This is a genomic window from Mycobacterium sp. IDUB_36 (assembly GCF_055419225.1).
In genome coordinates this window covers 681,930-706,875 of sequence record NZ_JBVAXH010000001.1, presented here as the reverse complement: position 1 = coordinate 706,875, position 24,946 = coordinate 681,930, and the positions used below count along the sequence as shown (strand labels likewise).

Genomic DNA, 24,946 nt, shown 5'->3' with positions numbered 1-24,946 from the left:
TTCACCTGCCTGTGTAGTCGAAGGTTCGTGGATCAGGACCGAGCCGGTTTCCGTCGTCGAGCGACGAGATGGACGACATGTCGTTTTCGGTCAATTCGAAATCGAACACGTCGAAATTGCTCGCAATCCGCTCAGGGTTCACCGACTTGGGGATGACGATATTACCCAGCTGAAGATGCCATCGGATCAGGACCTGAGCTGGTGTCCGGCCAACGCTCTCGGCGACCGCGGTGACGGCGGGGTCGCCGAGCAGCGATCCCTGGCCCAGCGGACCCCATGCTTCGGTTGCGATACCGAGCTGGGCGTGTAGCTCGCGCAGCTCGTTTTGTGGCAGCCGCGGGTGCAGCTCGATCTGGTTGACGGCGGGCACCACGCCGGTGGCGTCGACGACAGCCCTGATGTGCTCGGGCTCGAAGTTGCTGACCCCGATGGAGCGGATCCGGCCCTGATCGCGCAGGTGGACGAACGCCTTGAAGGTGTCGATGAACTTGTTCAGGGCGGGAACGGGCCAGTGGACCAGGTACAAGTCCAGGTAGTCGAGGCCGAGTCGGTCCATGCTGGCGTCGAATGCGGTCAGCGTGCTGTCGTAGCCCTGCTCGGAGTTCCACAGCTTGGTGACCAAGTACAGTTCGTCCCTGGGCACGCCGGACTCCGCGACCGCACGGCCGGTTTCGCGTTCGTTGCGATACGCCGCGGCGGTGTCGATGTGGCGGTATCCGGCTTGCAGCGCGGTGCTCACCGCCTGCTCGGTGTCCGCGGGCGGGACTTTGAACACCCCGAATCCGAGGGCGGGGATCGAATTGCCGTCGTTCAGAGGGACCGAGGGACTCGAGGAACTAGCCATGACACGAAGTCTGCCAGGCGTGCCGGATTCGAAGCTCACCACCAAAGGTTGGGCCGACAGATTGCAGAGCGCCGCGACCACCGCCGGCATGAAAGTGATCCCGTGGGTGCCCACCCGTGCGAAACGGCTGCTGTCCGGTGGCCGCGCGATCACCATCGACGGCAACACCCTGGACCCGACTCTGCAGTTGGCGCTGGCCGGTCTGCGCGCGTTCGGGATGAACGGCCTGGTTCTCGGTGAGGACGCCGCAGTCTCACGCGCGCAGATGCGCGAGATGACGCTGGGCTTCGCCGGCCCGCAGATCCACGTCGGTGTCAGCGACGTGTCGATTCCCGGCCCCGCCGGTTCGATCCCCGCCCGTCACTACCGCCCCGCGACCACAGACCCGGCGCCGCTGGTGGTCTTCTTCCACGGCGGCGGCTGGGTGATCGGTGACCTCGACACCCACGACCCGCTCTGCCGCTTGACCTGTCGCGACGCCGGCGTCCAGGTGTTGTCGATCGACTACCGCCTGGCTCCCGAGCACCCGGCCCCGGCCGCCATCGACGACGCCTACGCGGCATTCGCGTGGGCCGGTGAACACGCCACGGAGCTCGGCGCGCTTCCGGGCAAGGTGGCCGTCGGTGGCGACAGTGCCGGCGGAAACCTGGCGGCGATCGTGGCCCAGTTGGCCCGTGACGAGTATCCGCACGGCCCGCAACCAGTGCTGCAGTGGTTGATCTACCCGCGCACCGACTTCGCCGCGCAGACCAGGTCGCTGAGCCTGTTCGCCGACGGTTTTCTGCTCACCAAAGCCGATATCGACTGGTTCACCAAGCAGTACCTGGGCGGGTCGGACATCGACCCGGCCGACCCTCGTGTCTCGCCACTGCGGGCGGCCTCGCTGTCGGGATTGCCACCCGCCCTGATCGCGACCGCGGGCTTCGACCCGTTGCGCGACGAAGGCGACGACTATGCGGCCGCGCTGCAAGCCGCCGGAGTCGATGTCGACCTACGCTCGATGGGCTCGCTGACCCACGGGTTCGCCAGCCTCTTCCCGCTCGGTGGAGGCAGTGCGCAGGCCACCACCGGACTGATCTCGGCTCTGCGGGCACATCTCAGCCGCGTCTGACGTTCTCACGGCCCGTACCGTCACCGCGTGGCTGGATGGCGCGGTTCCTCCTCGGGCCGTACCGGCCCGCATCGTCACCGCGTGGCTGGATGGCGCGGTTCCTCCTCGGGCCGTACCGGCCCGCATCGTCACCGCGCTGACCTGGCAATTGCGATCGCCGGTACGCTTAAGCGCTATCGCCGACCGCACCGCGGTCGGACATCGAAGCCGAGTGACCGGAGTGTGAGTTAGCCCGTGGCCGCCAAATCAAACCGTCCCGCCAAATACGACCTGAACGCCGCCGGACGGCGACGCGACCTGCTGGTCAGGATCGGGCTCACGTCGATCGTCGTGCTGTTCGCCGTCGTGCTGGTGGGCTACATCGTGATCTCCCATGACAAGAAGACCGCCGCCAACGGTGCGCGGGCGATCCGGGTGACGTCGAGCAAGCTGGTCACCAAGGACGGCGGCCATGACCCGAAAGCCGTGGTGTCGTTCTACGAAGACTTCCTCTGCCCGGCGTGCGGCAACTTCGAGCGGAGCTTCGGGCCGACGGTGTCCAAACTGATCGACGACGGCGCCATCGCCGCTGACTACTACATGACGGGCTTTCTCAGCAGGCCGCAGAACCAGGAATACTCGTCGCGGGCTGCCAACGCCGCCTACTGCATCGCCGACGAGTCGGTCGATGCATTCCGGCGATTCCACACCGCGCTGTACAGCAAGGACCTTCAGCCCGACGAGGCCGGAACGTCTTTCCCCGACAACGCGAAGCTGATCGAACTGGCGCGGGAATCAGGTGTGGTGGGCAAGGTTCCGCAGTGCGTCAAAGACGGCAAATACCTTCCGATGGTCGACGGTCTGATCACCTCCGCCGGGATTCACGCCACCCCGACGGTCCGCATCAACGGCCAGGATTACCAGTGGACGACACCGCAAGACCTCGTCACCAAGATCAAAGGAATCGTCGGTGACGTCCCGGGAATCGACTCGGCTGCGACCCCAGCAGCGTCGTGACCACGACGGCGTCGGCGAAACCTGATGGGCCGGTCGAACATTCAGAAGGCCCGGAACCTTCGACGACGGTGTCACGGGCGAGTGGGTTGTGGATCCTGGTCGCAGGGGTGGCCGGCCTGATCGCTTCGGTCACGCTGACTGTCGAGAAGATCGAGATGCTGATCAACTCGTCGTACGTGCCGTCGTGCAATCTCAACCCGATCGTGTCGTGTGGTTCGGTGATGACGACACCGCAGGCATCGGCGTTCGGATTTCCGAATTCGTTGATCGGGATTGCCGCATTCGCCGTCGTCACCGTCACCGGCTTGTTGACGGTGGCCAAAGTTCCTCTGCCTCAGTGGTATTGGGTTGGATTGACGCTGGGAACGCTGGCCGCCGCCGGGTTTGTGCACTGGCTGATCTTCCAGAGCCTCTATCGGATCGGCGCGCTGTGCCCGTACTGCATGGTGGTGTGGGTGGCGACCGTCTCGCTGCTGGTGGTGGTCGCCTCGGTTGCCGTCCGCTCCGGCGGTGAGGTTCGCGGCGGCGCGATCGCGCGCGGACTGCACCACTGGCGGTGGTCGCTTGCCACGATCTGGTTCACCGCCGTCTTCCTGCTGATTGTGGTCCGGTTCTGGGACTACTGGTCCACGCTGATCTGAACAACCCGCCCACCTGAAAACCGAAGAGGACGTACGTGATCGCTAAAGTGCTGGTCGCCAACCGCGGCGAAATCGCCGTCCGGGCGTTCAGGGCCGCCTACGAACTCGGTGTCGGCACCGTCGCCGTCTACCCCTATGAAGACCGAAACTCGTTGCATCGGTTGAAGGCTGACGAGTCCTACCAGATCGGTGAGATCGGGCATCCGGTCAGGGCTTATCTGTCGGTCAGCGAGATCGTCGAGACCGCACGTAATTCCGGTGCCGATGCGGTCTACCCGGGCTACGGGTTCCTGTCGGAGAACCCGCGACTGGCCGCCGAGTGCGCCAAGAACGGCATCACGTTTGTCGGTCCGAAGGCGGACGTACTGTCGTTGACCGGCAACAAGTCTCGTGCCGTCGCCGCGGCTCGGGAAGCGGGTCTGCCGGTCCTGACGTCATCGGCGCCGTCCTCGTCAGTGGATGAGTTGGTGTCGGCGTCGGCCCAGATGGAATTCCCGCTGTTCGTCAAGGCGGTCGCCGGCGGCGGCGGGCGCGGGATGCGACGGGTGACCGACGTCGACGCGCTCGCCGAAGCCATCGAGGCGGCCAGCCGGGAGGCCGAGTCGGCGTTCGGGGATCCGACGGTCTACCTCGAGCAGGCCGTGCTGAACCCGCGTCATATCGAAGTTCAGATCCTGGCCGACACCCACGGCAACGTGATTCATCTCTTCGAGCGAGACTGCAGTGTGCAGCGGCGTCACCAGAAGGTCGTCGAGTTGGCGCCCGCCCCGAACCTGCCCACCGAGCTGCGGGACAAGATCTGCGCCGACGCGGTGGCCTTCGCCCGTCACATCGGTTACAGCAACGCGGGCACCGTGGAGTTCCTGCTCGACGAGCGTGGTCATCACGTCTTCATCGAGATGAATCCACGGATCCAGGTGGAGCACACCGTCACCGAGGAGATCACCGACGTCGACCTGGTCTCCAGCCAGCTCCGCATCGCCGGCGGTGAGACACTCGACGATCTGGGCTTGCGGCAAGAGGACATTCGCCCGCACGGCGCCGCGCTGCAATGCCGGATCACCACCGAAGACCCAGCCAACGGGTTCCGGCCGGACACCGGACGGATCACCACCTACCGCAGTCCGGGTGGTGCTGGTATACGTCTGGACGGCGGAACCAACCTCGGCGCGGAGGTCAGTGCTCACTTCGACTCCATGCTGGTCAAGCTGACCTGCCGTGGCCGCGACTTCACCACCGCCGTCAACCGGGCGCGGCGGGCGATCGCGGAGTTCCGGATCCGTGGTGTTTCGACGAATATCCCGTTCCTGCAAGCGGTTTTGGACGATCCAGATTTCCAGGCCGGACGTGTCACCACCTCGTTCATCGAGGAACGCCCCGCGTTGCTCACCGCTCGATCGTCGGCCGACCGCGGCACCAAGATCCTCAATTATCTGGCCGACGTCACCGTCAACAAGCCACACGGGTCGCGACCGTCGGCGCTGTACCCGCAGGACAAGTTGCCCGATATCGATCTGACGAAGGTGCCTCCGGCCGGCTCCAAACAGCTGCTGGCCGAGCTGGGTCCGGAAGGCTTTGCCCGCTGGCTGCGCGACTCCTCTGGAGTTCGATTGACCGACACGACCTTTCGGGATGCCCACCAGTCATTGCTGGCGACGAGGGTGCGCACCAGCGGCCTGGGGCTGGTGGCGCCTTACATCGCGCGGACCATGCCGCAGCTCTTGTCCGTCGAGTGCTGGGGTGGCGCGACGTACGACGTGGCGCTGCGGTTCCTCAAAGAAGACCCCTGGGAACGCCTGGCGGAGCTGCGCGAACTGATGCCCAACATCTGCCTGCAGATGCTGCTGCGGGGCCGCAATACGGTTGGCTACACGCCGTATCCGGAGCTGGTCACCTCGGCGTTCGTGGAGGAAGCCACGGCGACGGGAATCGACATCTTCCGGATCTTCGATGCGCTGAACAATCTCGAGTCGATGCGCCCAGCGATCGACGCGGTCCGCGAAACAGGTTCTGCGATCGCCGAAGTCGCGATGTGTTACACCGGCGACCTGTCCGACCCGGCCGAGAATCTCTACACGCTGGACTATTACCTGGAACTGGCCGACCAGATCGTCGACGCCGGAGCGCACGTGCTGGCCATCAAAGACATGGCCGGTCTGCTGCGTCCGCAAGCGGCACGCCTGTTGGTCGGCGCGCTGCGCAGTCGCTTCGACCTGCCGGTGCATGTGCATACCCACGACACACCGGGTGGCCAGCTGGCCAGCTACATCGCTGCCTGGCAGGCGGGCGCCGACGCGGTCGACGGCGCATCGGCACCGATGGCGGGAACCACCAGTCAGCCCGCGCTGAGCTCGATCGTGGCGGCTGCCGCCAACACCGAATACGACACCGGGATGTCACTCGCGGCGGTCTGCGCGCTCGAGCCCTACTGGGAGGCATTGCGAAAGGTGTACGCGCCCTTCGAATCCGGGCTCCCGAGTCCGACCGGTCGGGTGTATCACCACGAGATCCCCGGCGGTCAACTGTCGAACCTTCGCCAACAAGCCATTGCGCTGGGGCTGGGGGACCGGTTCGAGGAAGTCGAAGAGGCGTACGCCGGTGCCGATCGGGTGCTGGGCAGGCTGATCAAGGTCACGCCGTCGTCGAAGGTGGTCGGTGACCTCGCGCTGGCACTGGTCGGCGCGGGCCTGAGCGCCGACGAGTTCGCTTCGCATCCAGAGCAATTCGACATCCCCGAGTCGGTGCTCGGGTTCTTGCGCGGCGACCTCGGCGACCCGGTGGGCGGCTGGCCGGAACCGTTGCGCTCGAAGGCGCTGGCCGGCCGCGGTGAGCCCAAGCCCGTCGAACAGTTGACTGCCGAGGACGAGACAGCGCTGGGGCTGCAGGGGCACAAGCGCCAAGCCACGCTCAACCGTCTGTTGTTCCCTGGCCCGACAAAGGAATACGAGGCCCACTCTGAGACCTACGGTGACACCTCGCGGTTGTCGGCCAACCAGTTCTTCTACGGCCTCCGGCAGGGCGAGGAGCATCGGGTGCAGCTGGAGCCCGGTGTGGAGCTGCTGATCGGGTTGGAGGCGATCTCCGAGCCCGACGAACGCGGTATGCGCTCGGTGATGTTCATCATCAATGGTCAACTGCGGCCGGTCGAGGTTCGGGATCGCAGTATCGCCAGTGACGTTCCGGCCGCGGAGAAGGCGGAAAAGGGCAACCCCAACCACATCGCCGCGCCGTTTGCCGGGGTGGTGACCGTCGGGATCTCCGTCGGCGACAAGGTGAGCGCCGGTCAGACCATCGCCACCATCGAGGCGATGAAGATGGAAGCGCCGATCACCGCGCCCGCGGACGGCGTCGTGGAGCGGGTGGCCGTATCGGACACGGCTCAGGTCGAGGGCGGCGACCTGCTGGTGGTCCTCGCCTGATCGCCGACGACGATCAACAGGGCAGTGCGATCGAAATAGCCTGCGAGGAGCGGCGATTGTGACGCGCATCGTTGGCGGCATCGCCGGGGGACGGCGGATCGCCGTCCCGCCGCGGGGTACCCGGCCGACGACCGATCGGGTGCGCGAGGCGATGTTCAACATCCTCAGTGCGCGACTGGACTTCACCGGACTGGCGGTGCTCGACCTGTACGCGGGCTCCGGGGCGCTCGGTCTCGAGGCGTTGTCGCGCGGTGCGGCATCGGCGTTGTTCGTCGAGTCGGATCGGCGCGCGGCGACCGTGCTCGAACGCAACATCGCGACACTCGGACTGCCCGGCGCGACACTCACACGTGGGCAGGCGGCCGCCGTGCTCGCCGCGAACGCCGCCACACCGGTCGATCTCGTGCTGGCCGACCCGCCGTACGAGGTCGACGGGAGCGAGATCGAGGCACTCCTCGACGCCATCACGGAAAACGGCTGGGTGCGTGGCGGAAGTCTGGTCGTGGTGGAGCGCCCTGCCGCAGCAGTAGCGCTGACGTGGCCGGGTGGCTGGGACCCATGGGAGCCGCGGGTCTACGGCGACACCCGGTTGGAGCTGGCCGAACGACTCTGAGCCTGCGTGTACCGTTTTCGCCTATGAGCGGCGCGGTATGCCCGGGATCCTTCGATCCGGTGACCTTGGGCCACCTCGACGTCTTCGAGCGAGCGGCGGCTCAGTTCGACGACGTGGTGGTGGCCATCCTGATCAATCCCGCCAAGAAGGGCATGTTCGACATCGACGAGCGGATCGCGATGATCGAGGAGTCGACCACACACCTGCCCAACCTGCGGGTGGAACCGGGGCAGGGATTGGTGGTCGACTTCGTCAGATCCCGTGGCATGACGGCCATCGTCAAGGGTCTGCGTACCGGCACGGACTTCGAGTACGAGCTGCAGATGGCGCAGATGAACAAGCATGTAGCCGGTGTGGACACTTTCTTCGTGGCCACCACAGCCCGGTACTCGTTCGTGTCGTCATCGCTGGCCAAGGAAGTCGCGTTGCTCGGCGGCGACGTGACGGAACTGCTGCCCGACGCGGTGAACCGCCGCCTGGCCGAGAAGCTGGCCGCCCGCGGGCGCTGACATCGTCAGCGCGACCGGGCGAAAGCCGCGGCCGCGCTGACGATGTGAGTGGTCTAACTCTCGGCCAGCGCGCCGTGCAGAGACTGCTTGGCCTCGGTGATCGCGGTCAGAACCTTGGCCCGTGCTTCGGCGAGCTTTTCTTTCTGAGCGTCGCTGCCCGACCAGTGGATGGTCCGCGCCAGACCGGCAAGTTCGAACAGGCCCCACCGAATTTTGGCGACGTCACCGAACTTCCCGGCCTGAGCGAGCCGCGCATGAATGCTCTCGCTGCTGATGCCTTTCCACTGCAACACATTCCGGCCCAGTTCGGACAGGGTTGCGACGCCGTCGCTGACGGTCACGAATCCGCGGCCGGCCAGCTTTCCGATGGCGAGCTCGACGATCTCCTGCGGCGGCGCGAACGCCCCGTCGGTGGCATCCGAAACCCGTTGCACGATCTGTTGGGCGTTCGCGGGCCCGTCCAGTAGCAGGGCGGCGGTGCCCACCACGACCCGCTTGTGTCGTCCACCGAATCCACGCCCGCCGGGTCCGCCGGGCCCACCCCAGCCGTGGCCCCCGAAACCGGGCGCGCCCCAACCTGGTCCACCAAAGCCCGGCCCGCCAAACCCTGGGCCGCCAAATCCGGGACCGTTCCAACCGGCCCCACCGAAAAATCCACCAGACATCTTTGTTCTCCTTCGATCGACGGCGACGGGCCGAGTGGCCGAACGCCGTATTGCATATCTAGTTACTTGATACCGATGGCGGAGATATGTGTCAAGTAACTTGATACACGGGAAGAACATGCGAGTCGATGCCGCGCGCTGGTGTGCGACGCGTGCACGAATACAGCGACGGTGCCGGTACTTGCGTGTCAGCATGAGGGGGATGAGCGACGTCGACGATCAACCGCTGGGCTTTTTGGTGCGCGGATTGATGGCGCGACTGCGCCCACACGCTCTCCAAGCCCTGCGACCGCTCGGGCTCGGACTCCCCGAATTCGTGTGCCTGCGCATCCTCGATGACGACCCGGGCCGCACCAGTGCGGAGTTGGCGCGCCATACCCATGTCACCGCGCAGGCGATGAACCAGGTATTGCAAGGGTTGGAGGAGGCCGGTCTGGTCACCCGTCCCACGACGGCATCGTCCGGGCGGGCGCTGCCGGCCCAGCTCTCGCGGAAAGGGAAGGCGTTGCTCAAGCGGGCCGAGGCCGCCGTCGCGTCATCCGACGAGCAACTCTTGGCTCACCTCAGTGTCGCCGACCGACGCCAGCTCAAACAACTGCTGTATCGCGCCGGCAATCCGGATCCGGAATCACCGAGGCCTGAGTCAGCGGTGTGACACACCGACCCGATGAGCCTGCCGGGCAACGCTTTACCCGTTGCTATCAGTTCCGGGCTGCCATGCCCGGTACAGCTCGACGCGGGAGCGGACCTTGAGTTTTCGGTAGATCCTGCTGAGGTTGACTTCGACGGTCTTGGGGCTGATGAACAGAGCCGCCGCAATGTCGCGGTTGGTCATACCGGTGACGGCGAGCTCGGCTACCCGGCATTCCGACGGTGTCAACCCCTCACTGCGCTGCCGCCCCGAGATGGCGCGTGCCAGTTCGGCCTTCGCGCGATCGGCCCACAGATCGGTGCCGAGGCGTTCGAAGGTTTGTAGCGCTTCGCGCAACGTGGCGTTGCCGACTTCACGCTGGCGTTGGCGACGCTGCAGCTGCCCGAGGATTAGCTGGGTGCGGGCCCGCTCGAAGGGCATCGGAAGTCGTTCATGCTCGACCATGGCACGTGCGGCCATCTCGGTGGCAGCACCCACATCGCCGCGTGCGGCCAGAAGCATTGCGCGACAACGCGCCGCGGTGGCCAGCATCCATGCGCGGTCGAGGCGGTGGCCGTTGCGTTCCAGAATGTCGATGTAGCGCTCGGCATCGACCAGTTGTCCTACGCCGACCAGCGCTTCGATAGCCTCGGGCACGTACGACGCAGCGATGATCTCAGTCGCATCCGGGAAGTTCTGCAGTATGGCCAGTAGGGGTTCGAGGATGTGCAGGGCCGCTCGGTGATCACCGCGGGAAATCTCGACGAATCCGCGCAAGCTGACCGGCCATTCGCTCATTCGCATGGAGCCGCAACGCTTGGCCACCGCGATCGCCTCGTCCAGATCAGTCGTTGCCTCGTCGACACGGCCGGCGTATGCGGCGGCGGCACCCCTGATCGTCAGCGCTATGAACATGGGAAAGTCGCCGCCCAATTGGGATGCCAGCTCGAATGTGTCGTCTGCGGCGATCGCGACGCTCGGTAGATCACCGCGCCAGATATCCATCAGCGCCTGCGAGAATGCGACAAAGACCAGTTCACCCTCTTGGCCCAGAGCTATGCACCGCTGACCAGCAGCCCTGAGTACCTCGCGGGCGTGATCGAAATCGCCGGCCCAGCCACGCAGCAACGCCCGCTGGACGCTGGGCAGGAAAGCCACAGGCAATGGCAGACTGTCGTCTTCGAGGTCCACCGCGCGTTGGATGGTGGCCGCATCGAAGCCACGTCCGGCCAGGAAGCCCAGTATCTCGTTCATTCCCAGCGCTGTGCTGAGCAGGCTCGGCGCTCCCAGTTGCTCGGCCTCGGCGACCGCCTGCCCGCTGCGGGTGAGCGCACGCTCGGGCTGGGCCGCGTTGAACAATGCGTAGGACAGCATGACCAGCATCCGAATCCGCAGCGCGTCGTCCACGCCGCGACTCGGCAGGCCAGTCTCCAAAAGCTGTGCCGCATCGACGAACCCGTCGTCGTGCAACCGGACCATGGCGAGCTGATAGAGGGCTTCGGAGCGCACAGGGCTCACCGGCAGCGTGGCGACCACGTCTTCGAGCGACTGGCGCGCGCGCGAGGGGTCACCGGCCGCCATGTAGTGCGTTGCACAGAGGATTTGACGAGTCGGTTCGTTCGCGCCGAGATTGCCTGCCAGATCGAGCAATTCGGCGGCCGTCGCAGGTGCGCCGCGCGCACGGGCGATCTCGGCGGCGGCGTCGAGTGCATCGATGGTTTCGCGGCTCCCGGTGGCATCCGACAGTGCCAGATGCCGCGCCCGCAGCTCCGGTTCGTCGACCAGCTCGGCGAGCCTGCGGTGCATGGCACGCCGCCGTCGAGGCGACGCCTCGCTGTAGACGCCGTGGGCCAGGACCGGATGGGTGAAGGACAGCCGGTTGCCATCGACTGCGATCACCTCTTGAATTTCCGCCTCGCCCAGGGTTTCCAATACATACTCGGCGTTACTGCCGGTGGCATCAGCCAGTAAACGCAACGTGGGATGCGGCACGCTGGCCATGGCGAGCAGTAAATCCTGAGCGCCGTCACCTACCCGCTTCAGCCGGGAAATGACCAGTTCGTTCAGCGTGCCCGACAGTGGCAATTCGCCCGATCCGGCCGCGGTATCCATCTCGCGAGCCAGCTCGAGGCCGTAAAACGGGTTGCCGCCGGCGATCCGGTGGATGCGTAACAGCGTGGGCCGCGGTACCGAGATGCCCAACCGTAGCGCCAGGATTCGGTGCAGTTCGCCAACCGTCAACGGCTGCAATCGCACTCGCCGAACGGCATCGGGCTGGGCGAGTTCGACACGTGCTGCCACCTCGGCGTCGCGCGTCGTGCAGATCAAGCCCACGCCCTTCGGCAAGCGACGGGCTGCGAAAGCCACCACATTGGCGCTGGAGACGTCGACCCACTGCATGTCGTCGATGGCCACGAGGACGAACCCCTCGGATCGTGCCGACAGCCGGTCCAGCACCCCGACGAACGCGGCGGCCACCGCGCGAGCATCACTCGGGCCTGGTGGCTCCCGGTGCCGCAGCAGGGCCGCGTCCAGGCTTTGCTGCTGCGGCTGCGGTAAATCAGACCAGACCGACTCGTCGACGCCGCTGAGCAGATCGGCCAGCGTCGCATAAGCCAGCACGGACTCGGCCCGGGCGGAGCGGCTGGAGAGCACCGTGAACCCGCGTTCGCGTGCGCTGTCGAGCGCCCCGACCCACAACGTCGTCTTGCCGATGCCGGGTTCGCCCTGGATCACCAGTGCTGTAGGTCCACCTGGTACGGCGTCGAAAAAGTCGGTAACGGCCTGCTCTTCGGCCAGGCGACTGACTGCACGCACCGCCATGGGCCTGCCCGCCACCTCTCAGCCGTCGCGACCGGCCGCGCCGGCGCTCGGAGCCCCGAATCCACGCCGGCCCCGCCGGTCCGGTGCGCATTATGATAAGTGAACGATGTGAAGTTGGCATGAGATACCGCGGCTGGTCGGCGGCTGTGCATCCGCCGTCGCGCAAACCCGCACCACTTTGCCGGTCGGGTGTGGCCAACCGTCAGTGGTCGTGATGGTGGTCGTGTTCGGCGCCTGGGGAGCCGCCCATGGCTTTGAGCATCGGGACGCCGCCGGTGACCACGAAACGGAGGACGAGCACCGCGGCAAGAGTGAGGAAAGCGACGTTGAGCCAGGTGGTGTAGTTCCACGAGATGCTGGAATCCATCATCGTGGCGCTCCGTCGGGCCGGGATGAGACCTGCTGCACCGAAGATGAATTCGACGAGGTAACCGGCGGCGACCATCGCCACGTAGAAGGTGCCCAGTAATCGCACCATCATGGCGGCGCCGTAATACTTCCGGTAGATGTTCAAAATCGGCAGGATCAGCAGGTCGGCGAAGATGAACGCGACGACGCCACCGAAACTGATGCCACCGCTCCACAGCACCGCGGCCAACGGCACATTGCCGATCGAGCAGACGAACGAAGCGACCGCCACGACCGGTCCCACGATGGGCCCCCACAGCGCCGACAGTGTCGGATGATCGACGAAAAAGAAGTGCTGCCAGAACGATTCAGGCACCCATGCCGCCACCGCGCCGGCAATGAGCAAACCGATGATCAGATCGCGAAGTATTGCGGCCCACTCCATCACGAACACGTGTGAGACCGAGGTGAAGCCATCCCTCGACGCCAGGCGTCGCACAAAAGAACCTTCGCCCTGGACCGACATGTCCATGGCCGCATGGCCTTCCATTGACCCGGCCACGCCGCGATCGGACTGCTCACGGGCCGCATCGACGAGTCGCGAGCGCACGAACACTCGAAACAGCAACGCGAGCAACACGATCATCAGCGGGCCGCCGACGAACTCGGCCGCGGTGAACTGCCATCCCATCAACAGGGCCAGGATGATGCCCAGCTCCGCCACCAGGTTCGTCGAGCCGATCTCGAACGCCATCGCGGCGGTGAAATTGGCGCCCTTGCGAAACAACGACCGGGCCAGCGCCACCGCGGCGTATGAGCACGACGAGGACGCGGCGCCCAGTCCTGCGGCGATCGCCAATGTGCGGGGGCGGTCATCCCCAAGCAACGTCACGATGGTCGAGCGGCGGACGACCGCCTGCACCACCGCCGACAACGTGAAACCGAGTATCAACGCCCAGAGGATTTCCCACGTCATCGACCCGGTAACGGCTAACGCGTGGGCCAGTGCGGCGGTCATGGCACCTCCAACCAGATACCCCATAGGGGTATTCCACGCTCTCCCGTCGATCGGCGCAGGATTGCCGCCGCGACGGCAAGATCGCCACCATCACATCAAGTGTGCAGGTTATTGGGACAGTTCTGAGACCTAAAAGGCCCGACACACCGGGTCCGGCAACGCAGTCACAGAAGCAACACCAGGCACACTAGTCACAACAACGAAGCCGGGAGGGTGTTGCCGTGTACCGAGTTTTTGAGGCGCTCGACGAATTGGGCGCCATTGTCGAGGAAGCTCGTGGCGTCCCCATGACCGCGGGCTGTGTGGTGCCGCGGGGCGACGTGCTCGAGCTGATCGACGACATCAAGGACGCCATCCCCGGCGAACTGGACGACGCCCAGGATGTCCTCGACGCCCGCGACTCGATGCTGCACGAAGCCAAAGCGCACGCCGACGCCACGGTGTCCGCCGCGACGACCGAGTCGGAGTCGTTGCTCAACCACTCCCGCGCCGAAGCCGACCGCATCCTGGCCGACGCCAAAGCCCAGGCGGACCGGATGGTCGGCGAGGCCCGTCAGCACAGCGAGCGCATGGTGGGCGAGGCCCGTGAGGAGTCGAGTCGCATCGCGGCATCGGCCAAGCGTGACTACGAGGCCGCCACCAGTCGCGCGAAGTCGGAGGCTGACCGCCTCATCGAGAACGGCAACATCTCCTACGAGAAGGCCGTTCAAGAGGGCATCAAAGAGCAGCAGCGTCTCGTCTCGCAGACCGAGGTCGTGCAATCGGCCAACGCCGAGTCCGCCCGGTTGATCGACACCGCACACGCGGAAGCCGATCGGTTACGCGGCGAGTGCGACATCTACGTCGACAGCAAGCTCGCCGAGTTCGAGGAGCACCTCAACACCACCCTGCGTTCGGTCAACCGCGGTCGCCATCAGTTACGGACGGCGGCGGGCGTGCACGACTACGCCCAGCGCTAGTCATCCCGCCGGCGGCACGGGGTCGCAGGTACCCGCCCGTAGAATTGCGGACATGGCGCGCCACCACACCCAGGCAGCACGACCACGTTCGGATTCGCCGTTCGTCGTCGACGTGACCCGGCTGGGTCGTCGCCCGGGAGCGATGTTCCCCCTTCGCGAGACGGTGGCGAACCCCGCGCGGATCGGGTTGGACATGGTCGGTATCGCCGCCGGTACGCCGCTGGACCTCGATCTGCGGGTGGAGTCGGTGTCCGAAGGCGTCCTGGTCAGCGGGACGGTAGCGGCGTCGATCACCGGTGAGTGTGCGCGCTGCCTGACGCCGTTGAGTGGACCCATCACCGTCGACGTGACCGAGCTGTATGCCTACCCGGACAGCCTCACCGAGGCCACCACCGACGAGGACGAGGTGGGGCGGGTCATCGCTGACACCGTCGACCTGCAGCAACCGATCATCGACGCGGTGGGTCTGGAACTGCCGTTCTCGCCGCTGTGCCGGGACGACTGCCCGGGGCTGTGCCCGACGTGCGGTGTCGCGCTGGCCACCGCCGAGCCGGACCATCATCACGACCAGATCGACCCACGATGGGCGAAGCTGAGCACGCTGCTGGACACCGATGGCGACGGAACCACCGATGAGTGATCTCCTCGACGCGCTCGAGGTCGATCTGCCCGAGGGACTGCTGACCCTGGCGCTGACCCATCGCAGTTATGCCTACGAGCACGGCGGCCTGCCCACCAACGAGCGTCTGGAGTTCCTCGGTGACGCGGTGCTGGGTCTGACCGTGACCGACGAGCTGTATCACCGGCACCCGGAACTCCCGGAGAGCGACCTGGCCAAAATGCGGGCCGGTGTGGTCAACACGCAGGCGCTGGCCGAGGTCGCGCGGTCGTTGACCGAACGAGGGCTCGGTGCGCACCTGTTGCTGGGCCGCGGTGAACTGAAGTCCGGCGGTGCGGACAAATCCAGCATCCTGGCCGACGGCCTCGAATCACTGCTCGGCGCAATCTATTTGCACAACGGTATCGAGGCCGCGCGGCGGGTCATCTTGCGACTGTTCAGCGAATTGCTCAGCGCCGGAGGGCTTTTGGACTGGAAGACCAGCCTGCAGGAATTGACCGCGGCTCGCGGTCTCGGCGCGGTGTCGTATCAGGTGACCGCGACCGGGCCGGACCACAAGCGCGAGTTCACCGCGGTGGTCGTGGTGCGGGACACCTCCTACGGGTCCGGGGTGGGTCGCACCAAAAAGGAGGCCGAGCAGAAGGCGGCCGAGCAGGCCTGCCAGGCACTGAATCAGCTCGACAGTGCGGTGTCCGGGGAAACCGCCGGCTAGATGCCCGAGCTACCCGAAGTCGAGGTGGTTCGGCGCGGACTGCACGCCCACGTGGTGGGCAAGACGATCACCGCCGTACGCGTTCACCACCCGCGCGCCGTCCGCCGTCACGAAGCCGGACCGGCCGACCTGACGGCGCGGCTGCTGGACGCGCGGATCACCGGAAGCGATCGGCGCGGCAAGTACCTCTGGCTCACCCTGGACGGCCCGAGCGGTGACGAGCAGGCGTTGGTCGTGCATCTCGGGATGAGCGGGCAGATGCTGCTCGGGGAGGTGCCCAACGCCGGCCACCTGCGCATCGCCGCACTGCTCGACGACGGCACCACACTGAGTTTCGTCGACCAGCGAACGTTCGGCGGCTGGCTACTTTCCGACCTGGTCACCGTCGACGGCAGTGTGGTCCCGACACCGGTAGCCCACGTCGCGCGCGATCCGCTGGACCCACGCTTCGATGTCGGTGCTGTCGTCAAGGTGTTGCGGCGCAAGCATTCCGAGATCAAACGCCAATTGCTCGACCAGACAGTGGTGTCGGGGATCGGCAACATCTACGCCGACGAGTCGCTGTGGCGGGCCAAGATCAACGGCGCCCGGCTGGCCGAGAAGCTGACCCGACCCCAGCTGACCACGCTGTTGGGAGCGGCCGCCGAGGTGATGCGCGATGCCTTGGCGCAGGGCGGCACCTCCTTCGACTCGCTGTACGTCAACGTCAACGGGCAGTCCGGGTACTTCGACCGTTCGCTGAATGTCTATGGCCGAGAAGGCAAAGCCTGCAAGCGTTGTGGCGCGGTGATCCGCCGGGACAAGTTCATGAATCGCTCATCGTTCTACTGCCCCCGCTGCCAGCCCCGTCCGCGAGCTTGACCGACTCTCACACGGATCCGCAGTTTTGCGTCATCATCAGGCGCATGACAGACCCGGACCAACCGCACGCCTACGAATACCCGTCGACGCCGCAGAATCCCTATCCGCCCCAGCCCGGGGGACCGGTCAACTGGCAGCCGCACTACCCGATCGGTGGCCAGCCCGGCATGCCCTACCCGCCGGGCGCCCCGTACCTCGATGTCTACGGCCAGCCGCTGTCGGACAAGAGCAAGCTCACAGCCGGACTGCTCCAGCTGTTCCTGGGCGGGTTCGGCGTCGGCCGTTTCTACCTCGGCTACACGGGGATCGGCGTCGCACAGCTGCTGGTGACCCTGGCGACCTGCGGAATCGGCGGAATCTGGCCGTTCGTCGACGCGATCATGATGCTGACGGGCAATGTCCGGGACGTTCAGGGGCGCACGCTGCGCGACTGAGCCGAACCCGGCACATCGCCAACCGCGGCCGCGTGTTCGGTACAAATGAACGATGACGGATCTGTGGGTGGAGCGCACCGGAGTGCGGCGCTACACCGGCCATAGCTCGCGCGGCGCCGAGGTGCTGATCGGCTCCGAGGGCGTCGACGGCGTCTTCACGCCGGGAGAGCTGATGAAAATCGCGCTCGCGGCGTGTAGCGGAATGTCCAGCGACGCGCCGCTGGCCCGTCGGCTGGGCGAGGACTACCCGGCCACCGTTCGGGTGTCCGGCGACGCGGACCGCGACCACGAGGTGTACCCACTGCTCCAGGAGACGCTCGAGATCGACCTCTCGGGTCTCGACGACGCCGAGAAGACGCGGCTGCTCACCGTGGTCCAGCGCGCCGTCGACCAGGTGTGCACAGTAGGCCGGACGCTGAAGACCGGAACCAAGGTCGAGTTCCAGGTCGTCGATGTCGGAAAGTGACGACGCCCGGCTGACCGCATGGGTGCACGGGCGGGTCCAGGGTGTCGGCTTTCGCTGGTGGACCCGGTCCCGCGCACTCGAGCTGGGCTTGACCGGCTACGCCGCAAACCGACCCGACGGCCGGGTGCTCGTCGTTGCGCAGGGATCGCGTGACGCCTGTGAACAGCTGTTACGCCTGTTGCAGAGCGGAGCGACGCCGGGCGACGTCGACAACGTGATCGCCGACTGGTCGCCGGCCGGCGAAGCGATCGACGGCTTCTCGGAGCGATAGGCCGCGCGGCTCCGCGGGACGTATCCCCGGCCCCGGATCGTCGCCGGAGGGAGCCGAAAAGTCCGGCTCCTCGGTAGAACGCGTCGCGTTCTGCATCGTCGCCGGACGGGTAGTCTGGCACGCCGTGTACCTCAAGAGTCTGACGCTCAAGGGCTTCAAGTCCTTCGCGTCGCCGACGACTCTGCGGTTCGAGCCCGGCATCACCGCGGTGGTCGGGCCGAACGGGTCCGGCAAATCCAACGTGGTCGACGCGCTGGCCTGGGTGATGGGGGAGCAGGGCGCCAAGACATTGCGCGGCGGAAAGATGGAAGACGTCATCTTCGCCGGCACCTCGTCTCGTGCTCCGCTGGGCCGCGCCGAGGTGACGGTCACCATCGACAATTCCGACAACGCCTTGCCGATCGAATACTCCGAGGTCTCGATCACCCGACGGATGTTCCGCGACGGAGCCAGCGAATACGAAATCAACGGCAGCAGTTGCCGATTGATGGACGTTCAGGAGCTGCTGAGCGACTCCGGGATCGGCCGCGAAATGCACGTCATCGTCGGGCAGGGCAAGCTCAACGAAATCCTGGAATCGCGACCGGAGGACCGCCGCGCGTTCATCGAGGAAGCCGCCGGCGTGCTCAAGCACCGCAAGCGCAAAGAGAAAGCGGTCCGCAAGCTCGAATCGATGTCGGCGAATCTGGCCCGGCTGACCGACCTGACCACCGAGTTACGTCGTCAGCTCAAACCACTCGGCCGGCAAGCCGAAGTGGCCCGCCGGGCGCAGACCATCCAGGCCGATCTGCGCGACTCCCGGTTGCGGCTCGCCGCCGACGACGTGGTGACCCGGCAGTCCGAGCTCAACAACACCAACCACGCCGAGGCGACGCTGCGGCGCGAGCACGACGAGGCCTCGGCCCGGATGGCGGTGGCCTCCGAGGAATTGGCCGCTCACGAGGCGGCGTTGTCGGCGTTGTCCGAGCGGGCGGAGTCGGCGCAGCAGACCTGGTTCCGGTTGTCCGCCTTGGCCGAACGGGTCAGCGCGACCGTGCGCATCGCCAGCGAGCGCGCCCAACATCTCGACGTTGAGACGGCGTCGACCGGCGGCCCCGATCCCGATCAGTTGGAGGCCGAGGCCGAGCAGGTGGCCGCCGCCGAGCGGGAGCTACTCGCCGAGCTCGAAGCCACCCGCACCCGGCTCGACGCCGCCCGGGCGGAGTTGGCCGACCGCGAGCGTCACGCCACCGAGGCCGAACAGGCCCACTCGGCGGCGGTGCAGGCCGAGGCCGACCGGCGCGAGGGTCTGGCCCGGCTGACCGGTCAGGTGGAGACGATGCGGGCGCGTGTCGAGTCGATCGACGACGGTGTCGCCAAGCTCTCCGAGCGCATCGAGCATGCGGCCGCTCGGGCCCAACAGGCCAAGGCCGAATTCGAGACCGTGCAGGGCCGGGTCGGCGAGCTGGACCAAGGTGAAGTCGGTCTCGACGAACACCACGACCGGACCGTCGCCGCCTTGCGGTCGGCCGACGAGCGGGTAGCCGAACTGCTATCCGCCGAGCGTGGCGCCGAGCGGCAGGTGGCGTCACTTCGGGCACGCATCGATGCGCTCTCGGTGGGTCTCGAGCGCAAAGACGGCGCTGCATGGCTGACCCAGAATCGCGGCAGTGCAGGACTTTTGGGCTCGATTGCGAAACTGGTCAGAGTGCATTCCGGCTACGAGGCCGCACTGGCGGCAGTGCTGGGGTCGGCCGCCGACGCGCTGGCTGCCGAAAGCTTCACCGCGGCAGCGGATGCCGTGACCGCGCTCAAGCAGGCCGACGGTGGTCGCGCGGCCATCGTGCTGAGCGACTGGCCCGCAGACGATCCCGCATCTCCGGGTGCGTTGCCCGAGGGTGCACGCTGGGCCCTCGACCTGGTGGAGGCGCCGCCCCGGCTGCGCGGCGCGATGGTGGCCATGCTGTCCCGTGTCGCGGTGGTCGGCGGGCTGAGCGAGGCGATGAATCTTGTTGCCGCGCAGCCGCATCTGCGCGCAGTCACGCGCGACGGCGACCTGGTGGGGGCCGGCTGGATCAACGGCGGATCGGATCGCAAACCCTCGACGTTGGAGATCACCTCCGAAATCGCCAAGGCGCGAACCGAACTCGCCGCGGCGGAGACGCAGACCAGCGAGCTCGGCGCGGCACTGTCCGGGGCGATGAGCGAACAGACCGCTCGCCAAGACTCCGCCGAGCAGGCGCTGGCAGCACTGAACGAATCCGATGCCGCGATCTCGGCGATCTACGAGCAACTCGGGCGACTGGGCCAGGATGCGCGCGCCGCCGACGAGGAGTGGCACCGGCTGATGCGGCAGCGCGAAGAGCTGGAGACCGGCCGCGCCGAAACCCTCGCCGAGCTCGGTGAGCTCGAAACCCGGCTCGGCAATGCCGAACAGACCCAGAGCGTCAGCGCCGAGCCGGTGGATCGCCAGCAGATTTCGGCTGCGGCCGAGGCCGCCCGCGGCGTCGAGGTAGAAGCTCGGCTGGCCGTCCGAACCGCCGAGGAACGGGCCAATGCCGTTCGCGGAAAAGCGGATTCGCTTCGTCGCGCCGCGGCTGCCGAGCGCGAGGCGCGGGTGCGTGCACAGCAGGCCCGCGCCGCGCGCCAGCACGCCGCAGCGGTGGCCGCCGCCGTGGCGGACGCGGGTCGGCGGCTGGCAGCCCGACTGGGCCAAGTGGTCGGCGCGGCCTCCCAGAACCGCGACGTGCTGGCCACCGAGCGTCAGCAGCGTTCGGTCGCCATGGTTGCCGTCCGCGACGAGGTGAATACTCTGGGCAGCCGAATCGGGGTGCTCACCGAGTCGTTGCACCGTGACGAGGTCGCCAAAGCTCAAGCGGCGCTTCGCATCGAACAGCTCGAGCAGATGGTGCTCGAACAATTCGGCATGACGCCCGACGTGCTGGTCGCCGAATACGGGCCGCAGGTCGCGCTGCCACCGACCGAGTTGGAGATGGCGGAGTACGAGCAGGCCCGCGATCGCGGCGAGCAGGTGACCGCGCCGGCGCCGCTGCGCTTCGACCGGCCCACTCAGGAGCGTCGGGCCAAACGCGCCGAACGTGAGCTGGCCGAGCTCGGCCGGGTCAACCCGTTGGCGCTCGAGGAGTTCGCCGCGCTGGAAGAACGCTTCAACTTCCTGTCCACCCAGCTCGAGGACGTCAAGGCCGCGCGTAAGGACCTGCTGGACGTGGTCGCCGATGTCGATGCCCGCATTCTGCAGGTGTTCACCGAGGCTTACGTCGACGTAGAGCGGGAATTCCAGGGGGTTTTCGCGTCGCTCTTCCCCGGCGGCGAGGGTCGGTTGCTGCTCACCAATCCCGACGACATGCTGACCACGGGTATCGAGGTGGAGGCCCGTCCGCCCGGCAAGAAGGTCAAGCGGTTGTCGCTGCTGTCCGGCGGCGAGAAGTCATTGACCGCGGTGGCGATGCTGGTGGCCATCTTCCGGGCCCGCCCGTCGCCGTTCTACATCATGGACGAGGTCGAGGCGGCCCTCGACGACACCAACCTGCGGCGGCTGATCGGCCTGTTCGAGCTGCTGCGGGCCAAATCCCAGCTGATCGTCATCACGCACCAAAAGCCGACCATGGAGGTCGCTGACTCGTTGTACGGGGTGACGATGCGAGACGACGGCATCACCACGGTGATCTCTCAACGGATGCGCGGTCAGCAGGTCAACGAGCTGGTCACGACTACCTAAGCGAGGAACACTGTGCCGCAATCCCTCTGGATCGCGATAGCGGCTGTCGCCGCACTGATCGTCATCGCCATCCTGGTATGGGGACTGGTGCGTTACCGGCGACGGCAGATCAGCCTGTCGTCGCGCGAGCAGACCGCTACCCTCGACCGCTCCGGCGGATATGCGGCGTCGACAGGAATCACTTTCAGCCGCACCGAAACTCCCGATCGTCTCGACACCACCGGTCTGCCCACAGTCGGTGATGACGCGACCATTCCGCGCGACGCGCCTAAACGTCCCGTCTCCGATGTCCAACTCCCACTGCCGGATACCGCAGAGCCCCTGCCGGATATCGCGGCGCCAACGCCCGAACCGGAGCCGACGCCCGAACCGGAGACGACCGCCCAGCCGGACGTTGTTGAGCAGGCGCCTGCGGTAGAGGAGATCGCGCCAACAGACGGGCGGCTGGAGCGACTTCGCGGACGATTGGCGCGTTCGCAGAATGCGTTGGGCCGGAGCCTGTTAGGACTTCTCGGCGGTGGCGATCTCGACGAAGATTCATGGGAACAGGTCGAAGACACGCTGCTGATCGCCGACCTGGGTCCGACGGTCACCAGCTCGGTGGTCGCCCAGTTGCGTAGCCGTATCGCCAGCCGTGATGTTCACACCGAGGCCGACGCCCGGGCGGTGCTGCGCGAGGTGTTGATCGGCGAGCTACAGCCCGGCCTGGACCGCTCGGTGCGCGCGCTGCCGCACGATGATCACCCGTCGGTGTTGCTGGTGGTCGGCGTCAACGGGACCGGAAAGACCACGACGGTAGGCAAACTCGCGCGGGTTCTGGTTGCCGACGGCCGCCGCGTCGTGCTGGGCGCGGCCGACACCTTCCGGGCCGCTGCCGCTGATCAGTTGCAGGCTTGGGCATCTCGGGTGGGCGCCGAGGTGGTCCGGGGCGCCGAGGGTGCCGACCCGGCCGCGGTGGCGTTCGACGCCGTCGACAAGGGGATCGAGCTGGGCGCCGACGTCGTGGTGATCGACACCGCCGGCAGGCTGCACACCAAGACCGGGCTGATGGATGAACTCGGCAAGGTCAAGCGGGTGGTCTCTCGGCGGGCGGCCGTCGACGAGGTGCTGTTGGTGCTCGATGCGACCATCGGGCAGAACGGTCTGGCGCAGGCGCGGGTGTTCGCCGACGTAGTCGAAATCACCGGCGCGGTGCTGACCAAACTGGACGGCACGGCCAAGGGCGGCATTGTTTTTCGCGTCCAGCAGGAGCTCGGGGTGCCGGTCAAGCTGGTCGGACTCGGCGAGGGGCCCGACGACCTGGCGCCCTTCGAACCGGCCGCTTTCGTCGACGCGCTGCTGGGATAGTCCGCGGCGTCCGGTTCAGCCCGAGCAGATGTAACACTGACGAAACCTGTCAGCGCCGCGATTTGTAACAACCTCTTTGCAAGGTTCTCGTGCAGGCCGCAGTCAAATGTCTGGCGGCTGTCGATGGCCGACCGGAGGTGATAGCGCGTGAGTTTCCCGACATTGGGCCAACCCGATACCGGCGACACCGCTTGGATGCTGGCGAGTTCCGCACTGGTGTTGTTGATGACCCCTGGACTGGCTTTTTTCTACGGCGGGATGGTCCGCGCCCGAAGCGTGCTCAACATGATCATGATGAGCGTCAGCGCGATGGGCGTCGTGACGGTGCTGTGGGTGCTGTACGGCTACTCGATGGCCTTCGGCGACGACAAGAACGACCTGTTCGGTGACCCGCTGCAGTACTTCGGGCTCAAAGGGCTGATCGGAGGCAACTCCGCGGCCGCAGCGGCCGGCAAAGCCGCCACCGACATTCCGCTGGCCGGCACCCTGCCGATGACCGTGTTCGTGGCGTTCCAGCTGATGTTCGCGATCATCACCGTCGCGCTGATCTCCGGCGCGGTCTCCGACCGGCTGAAGTTCAGCGCCTGGCTGGTCTTCGCGGGGCTCTGGGCGACGATCGTCTACTTCCCGGTCGCGCACTGGGTGTTCTCGTTCGACGGCGTCACCGCCGAGCACGGCGGCTGGATCGCCACCAAGCTGAAGGCGATCGACTTCGCCGGCGGGACTGCGGTCCACATCAACTCCGGTACGGCCGGTCTGGTGCTGGCCCTCGTTCTCGGCAAGCGCAAAGGGTGGCCCACGACGCTGTTCCGTCCGCACAACGTCCCATTCGTGATGCTCGGCGCCGGCTTGCTGTGGTTCGGCTGGTACGGCTTCAACGCCGGGTCGGCCACCAGCTCCAACGGTGTCGCCGCTTCGACTTTCATCACGACCACCGTTGCCACCGCCGCGGCCATGCTGGCCTGGCTGGCGACCGAGCGCATCCGCGACGGTCACGCCACCACGCTGGGCGCGGCCTCCGGGATCGTGGCCGGCCTGGTCGCCATCACGCCGTCGTGTTCGTCGGTGAACGTGCTGGGTGCTCTGGTGATCGGCGTGTTCGGCGGTGTGCTCTGCGCGCTGGCAGTCGGACTGAAATTCAAGCTGGGCTTCGACGATTCACTCGACGTGGTCGGGGTGCACCTGGTCGGTGGATTGACGGGCACGTTGTTGATCGGCCTGCTGGCGACGCCTGAAGCTCCCGCCGCGGTCAAGGGGCTGTTCTACGGCGGGGGTTGGGATCAGTTGTGGCGGCAGGCGATCGGCGCATTCAGCGTTCTTGCCTACTCCGCTGTCGTCACCCTTATCCTGGCCTTGATACTGAAATACACGATCGGGTTGCGCCTGGATACCGAGGGAGAAACGACGGGAATCGACGAGTCTCAGCACGCGGAGGGCGCGTACGACTTCGCGGCGGCCGGCGGTTCTGGGTCTGTTCTTCCCCATGCGAGCCTGCCGGAGCCGGAAGGCGCCCGTGGCCATGGCTCGGAAGAGTATCGAGTGGGCGACAAAGTAGAGGCGGAGTAGACATGAAGCTGATCACTGCGATCGTCAAGCCGTTCACGCTGGAGGACATCAAGGCCAGCCTCGAGCAAATCGGAATCCTCGGCATGACGGTCAGCGAAGTCCAGGGTTACGGTCGGCAGAAGGGGCACACCGAGGTCTACCGGGGCGCCGAGTACTCCGTCGACTTCGTGCCGAAGGTCCGCGTCGAGGTCCTGGTTGAGGACTTCGACGCCGACAAAGCCCTCGACGCCATCGTGCGGTCCGCCCGTACTGGCAAGATCGGTGACGGCAAGGTCTGGGTCAGCCCCGTGGAGACCGTGGTGCGCGTACGCACCGGGGAGCGCGGAGCCGACGCGATCTGACAGTCGCCGCAGGACACTTCCTGCGGTGTGGCCG

At 66.5% G+C, this 24,946-nt stretch carries 22 protein-coding genes; 18 read left to right on the top strand and 4 right to left on the bottom strand.

Annotated elements, in window-relative coordinates; all coding sequences use genetic code 11:
• Position 1 precedes the first annotated feature (1 nt).
• Positions 2–844, bottom strand: a complete 843-nt coding sequence (locus ACZYW1_RS03375; protein WP_463783270.1) for an aldo/keto reductase — start codon at positions 842–844, stop codon at positions 2–4.
• On the opposite strand from ACZYW1_RS03375, the gene ACZYW1_RS03370 reads away from it, so the two are divergent.
• From ACZYW1_RS03370 to coaD, 6 genes are all read left to right on the top strand, one after another.
• Positions 843–1,955 carry an alpha/beta hydrolase gene (locus ACZYW1_RS03370; RefSeq protein WP_463783268.1) on the top strand — a complete coding sequence of 371 codons (1,113 nt, stop codon included), beginning with the start codon at positions 843–845 and terminating at the stop codon, positions 1,953–1,955. The two genes, ACZYW1_RS03375 and ACZYW1_RS03370, sit on opposite strands and share 2 nt — an antisense overlap.
• 234 nt (positions 1,956–2,189) lie before the next feature.
• A complete protein-coding gene (locus ACZYW1_RS03365) occupies positions 2,190–2,951 on the top strand; it encodes a DsbA family protein (protein WP_463783266.1) in 762 nt (253 codons plus the stop codon).
• Positions 2,948–3,592 (top strand): vitamin K epoxide reductase family protein, encoded by a 645-nt coding sequence (locus tag ACZYW1_RS03360; protein ID WP_463783264.1) that lies wholly within the window; start codon positions 2,948–2,950, stop codon positions 3,590–3,592. The genes ACZYW1_RS03365 and ACZYW1_RS03360 overlap by 4 nt, the downstream gene beginning before the upstream one ends.
• A gap of 35 nt (positions 3,593–3,627) precedes the next feature.
• Complete coding sequence (locus ACZYW1_RS03355; RefSeq protein ID WP_463783263.1) at positions 3,628–7,011, top strand: pyruvate carboxylase; 3,384 nt, start codon at positions 3,628–3,630, stop codon at positions 7,009–7,011.
• A gap of 58 nt (positions 7,012–7,069) precedes the next feature.
• Positions 7,070–7,624 (top strand): 16S rRNA (guanine(966)-N(2))-methyltransferase RsmD, encoded by a 555-nt coding sequence (rsmD, locus tag ACZYW1_RS03350; protein ID WP_463783262.1) that lies wholly within the window; start codon positions 7,070–7,072, stop codon positions 7,622–7,624.
• A 23-nt stretch (positions 7,625–7,647) separates the two neighbouring features.
• Positions 7,648–8,133, top strand: a complete 486-nt coding sequence (gene coaD / locus ACZYW1_RS03345) for a pantetheine-phosphate adenylyltransferase (RefSeq protein WP_463783261.1) — start codon at positions 7,648–7,650, stop codon at positions 8,131–8,133.
• 53 nt (positions 8,134–8,186) lie between these two features.
• Here the strand turns inward: coaD and ACZYW1_RS03340 are convergent, their stop codons facing one another.
• A complete protein-coding gene (locus tag ACZYW1_RS03340) occupies positions 8,187–8,798 on the bottom strand; it encodes a hypothetical protein (protein ID WP_463783260.1) in 612 nt (203 codons plus the stop codon).
• A gap of 193 nt (positions 8,799–8,991) precedes the next feature.
• Between ACZYW1_RS03340 and ACZYW1_RS03335 the strand changes: the two genes are divergently transcribed.
• Positions 8,992–9,453, top strand: a complete 462-nt coding sequence (locus ACZYW1_RS03335) for a MarR family winged helix-turn-helix transcriptional regulator (RefSeq protein ID WP_463783259.1) — start codon at positions 8,992–8,994, stop codon at positions 9,451–9,453.
• A 33-nt stretch (positions 9,454–9,486) separates the two neighbouring features.
• On the opposite strand, the gene ACZYW1_RS03330 is transcribed toward ACZYW1_RS03335, so the two are convergent.
• Both ACZYW1_RS03330 and ACZYW1_RS03325 read right to left on the bottom strand, forming a co-directional pair.
• Positions 9,487–12,252 carry a helix-turn-helix transcriptional regulator gene (locus ACZYW1_RS03330; protein ID WP_463783257.1) on the bottom strand — a complete coding sequence of 922 codons (2,766 nt, stop codon included), beginning with the start codon at positions 12,250–12,252 and terminating at the stop codon, positions 9,487–9,489.
• Between the two features lie 202 nt (positions 12,253–12,454).
• Positions 12,455–13,642, bottom strand: coding sequence for a permease (locus ACZYW1_RS03325; protein ID WP_463783256.1), 1,188 nt, complete (start codon positions 13,640–13,642; stop codon positions 12,455–12,457).
• Between the two features lie 197 nt (positions 13,643–13,839).
• Between ACZYW1_RS03325 and sepIVA the strand changes: the two genes are divergently transcribed.
• From sepIVA to ACZYW1_RS03270, 11 genes are all read left to right on the top strand, one after another.
• Entirely contained in the window at positions 13,840–14,577 is a 738-nt protein-coding gene (sepIVA, locus tag ACZYW1_RS03320) for a cell division protein SepIVA (protein WP_463783253.1), read from the top strand.
• A gap of 52 nt (positions 14,578–14,629) precedes the next feature.
• On the top strand, positions 14,630–15,217 hold the full coding sequence (locus tag ACZYW1_RS03315) for a YceD family protein (protein WP_463783251.1): 588 nt from the start codon (positions 14,630–14,632) through the stop codon (positions 15,215–15,217).
• Positions 15,210–15,908 (top strand): ribonuclease III, encoded by a 699-nt coding sequence (gene rnc, locus ACZYW1_RS03310; RefSeq protein WP_463783248.1) that lies wholly within the window; start codon positions 15,210–15,212, stop codon positions 15,906–15,908. Before ACZYW1_RS03315 ends, rnc begins: the two co-directional genes overlap by 8 nt.
• Positions 15,909–16,769 carry a bifunctional DNA-formamidopyrimidine glycosylase/DNA-(apurinic or apyrimidinic site) lyase gene (gene mutM, locus ACZYW1_RS03305; RefSeq protein ID WP_463783246.1) on the top strand — a complete coding sequence of 287 codons (861 nt, stop codon included), beginning with the start codon at positions 15,909–15,911 and terminating at the stop codon, positions 16,767–16,769.
• A 44-nt stretch (positions 16,770–16,813) separates the two neighbouring features.
• Positions 16,814–17,203 (top strand): TM2 domain-containing protein, encoded by a 390-nt coding sequence (locus tag ACZYW1_RS03300; RefSeq protein WP_463783245.1) that lies wholly within the window; start codon positions 16,814–16,816, stop codon positions 17,201–17,203.
• A 52-nt stretch (positions 17,204–17,255) separates the two neighbouring features.
• Positions 17,256–17,669, top strand: a complete 414-nt coding sequence (locus ACZYW1_RS03295; protein ID WP_463783243.1) for an OsmC family protein — start codon at positions 17,256–17,258, stop codon at positions 17,667–17,669.
• Positions 17,656–17,940, top strand: a complete 285-nt coding sequence (locus ACZYW1_RS03290) for an acylphosphatase (protein WP_463783242.1) — start codon at positions 17,656–17,658, stop codon at positions 17,938–17,940. The genes ACZYW1_RS03295 and ACZYW1_RS03290 overlap by 14 nt, the downstream gene beginning before the upstream one ends.
• A 124-nt stretch (positions 17,941–18,064) precedes the next feature.
• On the top strand, positions 18,065–21,658 hold the full coding sequence (gene smc / locus ACZYW1_RS03285; RefSeq protein ID WP_463783240.1) for a chromosome segregation protein SMC: 3,594 nt from the start codon (positions 18,065–18,067) through the stop codon (positions 21,656–21,658).
• Between the two features lie 12 nt (positions 21,659–21,670).
• A complete protein-coding gene (ftsY, locus tag ACZYW1_RS03280; protein ID WP_463783239.1) occupies positions 21,671–23,005 on the top strand; it encodes a signal recognition particle-docking protein FtsY in 1,335 nt (444 codons plus the stop codon).
• A gap of 195 nt (positions 23,006–23,200) precedes the next feature.
• Complete coding sequence (locus ACZYW1_RS03275; RefSeq protein ID WP_463787657.1) at positions 23,201–24,571, top strand: ammonium transporter; 1,371 nt, start codon at positions 23,201–23,203, stop codon at positions 24,569–24,571.
• 2 nt (positions 24,572–24,573) lie between these two features.
• Positions 24,574–24,912, top strand: coding sequence for a P-II family nitrogen regulator (locus tag ACZYW1_RS03270; protein WP_293003539.1), 339 nt, complete (start codon positions 24,574–24,576; stop codon positions 24,910–24,912).
• Positions 24,913–24,946 lie beyond the last annotated feature (34 nt).

What these genes read in the sequence shown, in the direction of transcription:
- ACZYW1_RS03370 (WP_463783268.1), top strand. Translation starts at nt 843, where the DNA reads ATGACACGAAGTCTGCCAGGCGTGCCGGATTCGAAGCTCACCACCAAA.
- ACZYW1_RS03375 (WP_463783270.1), bottom strand. Translation starts at nt 844, where the DNA reads ATGGCTAGTTCCTCGAGTCCCTCGGTCCCTCTGAACGACGGCAATTCG.
- coaD (WP_463783261.1), top strand. Translation starts at nt 7,648, where the DNA reads ATGAGCGGCGCGGTATGCCCGGGATCCTTCGATCCGGTGACCTTGGGC.
- ACZYW1_RS03340 (WP_463783260.1), bottom strand. Translation starts at nt 8,798, where the DNA reads ATGTCTGGTGGATTTTTCGGTGGGGCCGGTTGGAACGGTCCCGGATTT.
- ACZYW1_RS03335 (WP_463783259.1), top strand. Translation starts at nt 8,992, where the DNA reads ATGAGGGGGATGAGCGACGTCGACGATCAACCGCTGGGCTTTTTGGTG.
- ACZYW1_RS03330 (WP_463783257.1), bottom strand. Translation starts at nt 12,252, where the DNA reads ATGGCGGTGCGTGCAGTCAGTCGCCTGGCCGAAGAGCAGGCCGTTACC.
- ACZYW1_RS03325 (WP_463783256.1), bottom strand. Translation starts at nt 13,642, where the DNA reads ATGGGGTATCTGGTTGGAGGTGCCATGACCGCCGCACTGGCCCACGCG.
- ACZYW1_RS03315 (WP_463783251.1), top strand. Translation starts at nt 14,630, where the DNA reads ATGGCGCGCCACCACACCCAGGCAGCACGACCACGTTCGGATTCGCCG.
- rnc (WP_463783248.1), top strand. Translation starts at nt 15,210, where the DNA reads ATGAGTGATCTCCTCGACGCGCTCGAGGTCGATCTGCCCGAGGGACTG.
- mutM (WP_463783246.1), top strand. Translation starts at nt 15,909, where the DNA reads ATGCCCGAGCTACCCGAAGTCGAGGTGGTTCGGCGCGGACTGCACGCC.
- ACZYW1_RS03300 (WP_463783245.1), top strand. Translation starts at nt 16,814, where the DNA reads ATGACAGACCCGGACCAACCGCACGCCTACGAATACCCGTCGACGCCG.
- ACZYW1_RS03295 (WP_463783243.1), top strand. Translation starts at nt 17,256, where the DNA reads ATGACGGATCTGTGGGTGGAGCGCACCGGAGTGCGGCGCTACACCGGC.
- ACZYW1_RS03290 (WP_463783242.1), top strand. Translation starts at nt 17,656, where the DNA reads ATGTCGGAAAGTGACGACGCCCGGCTGACCGCATGGGTGCACGGGCGG.
- ACZYW1_RS03275 (WP_463787657.1), top strand. Translation starts at nt 23,201, where the DNA reads ATGCTGGCGAGTTCCGCACTGGTGTTGTTGATGACCCCTGGACTGGCT.
- ACZYW1_RS03270 (WP_293003539.1), top strand. Translation starts at nt 24,574, where the DNA reads ATGAAGCTGATCACTGCGATCGTCAAGCCGTTCACGCTGGAGGACATC.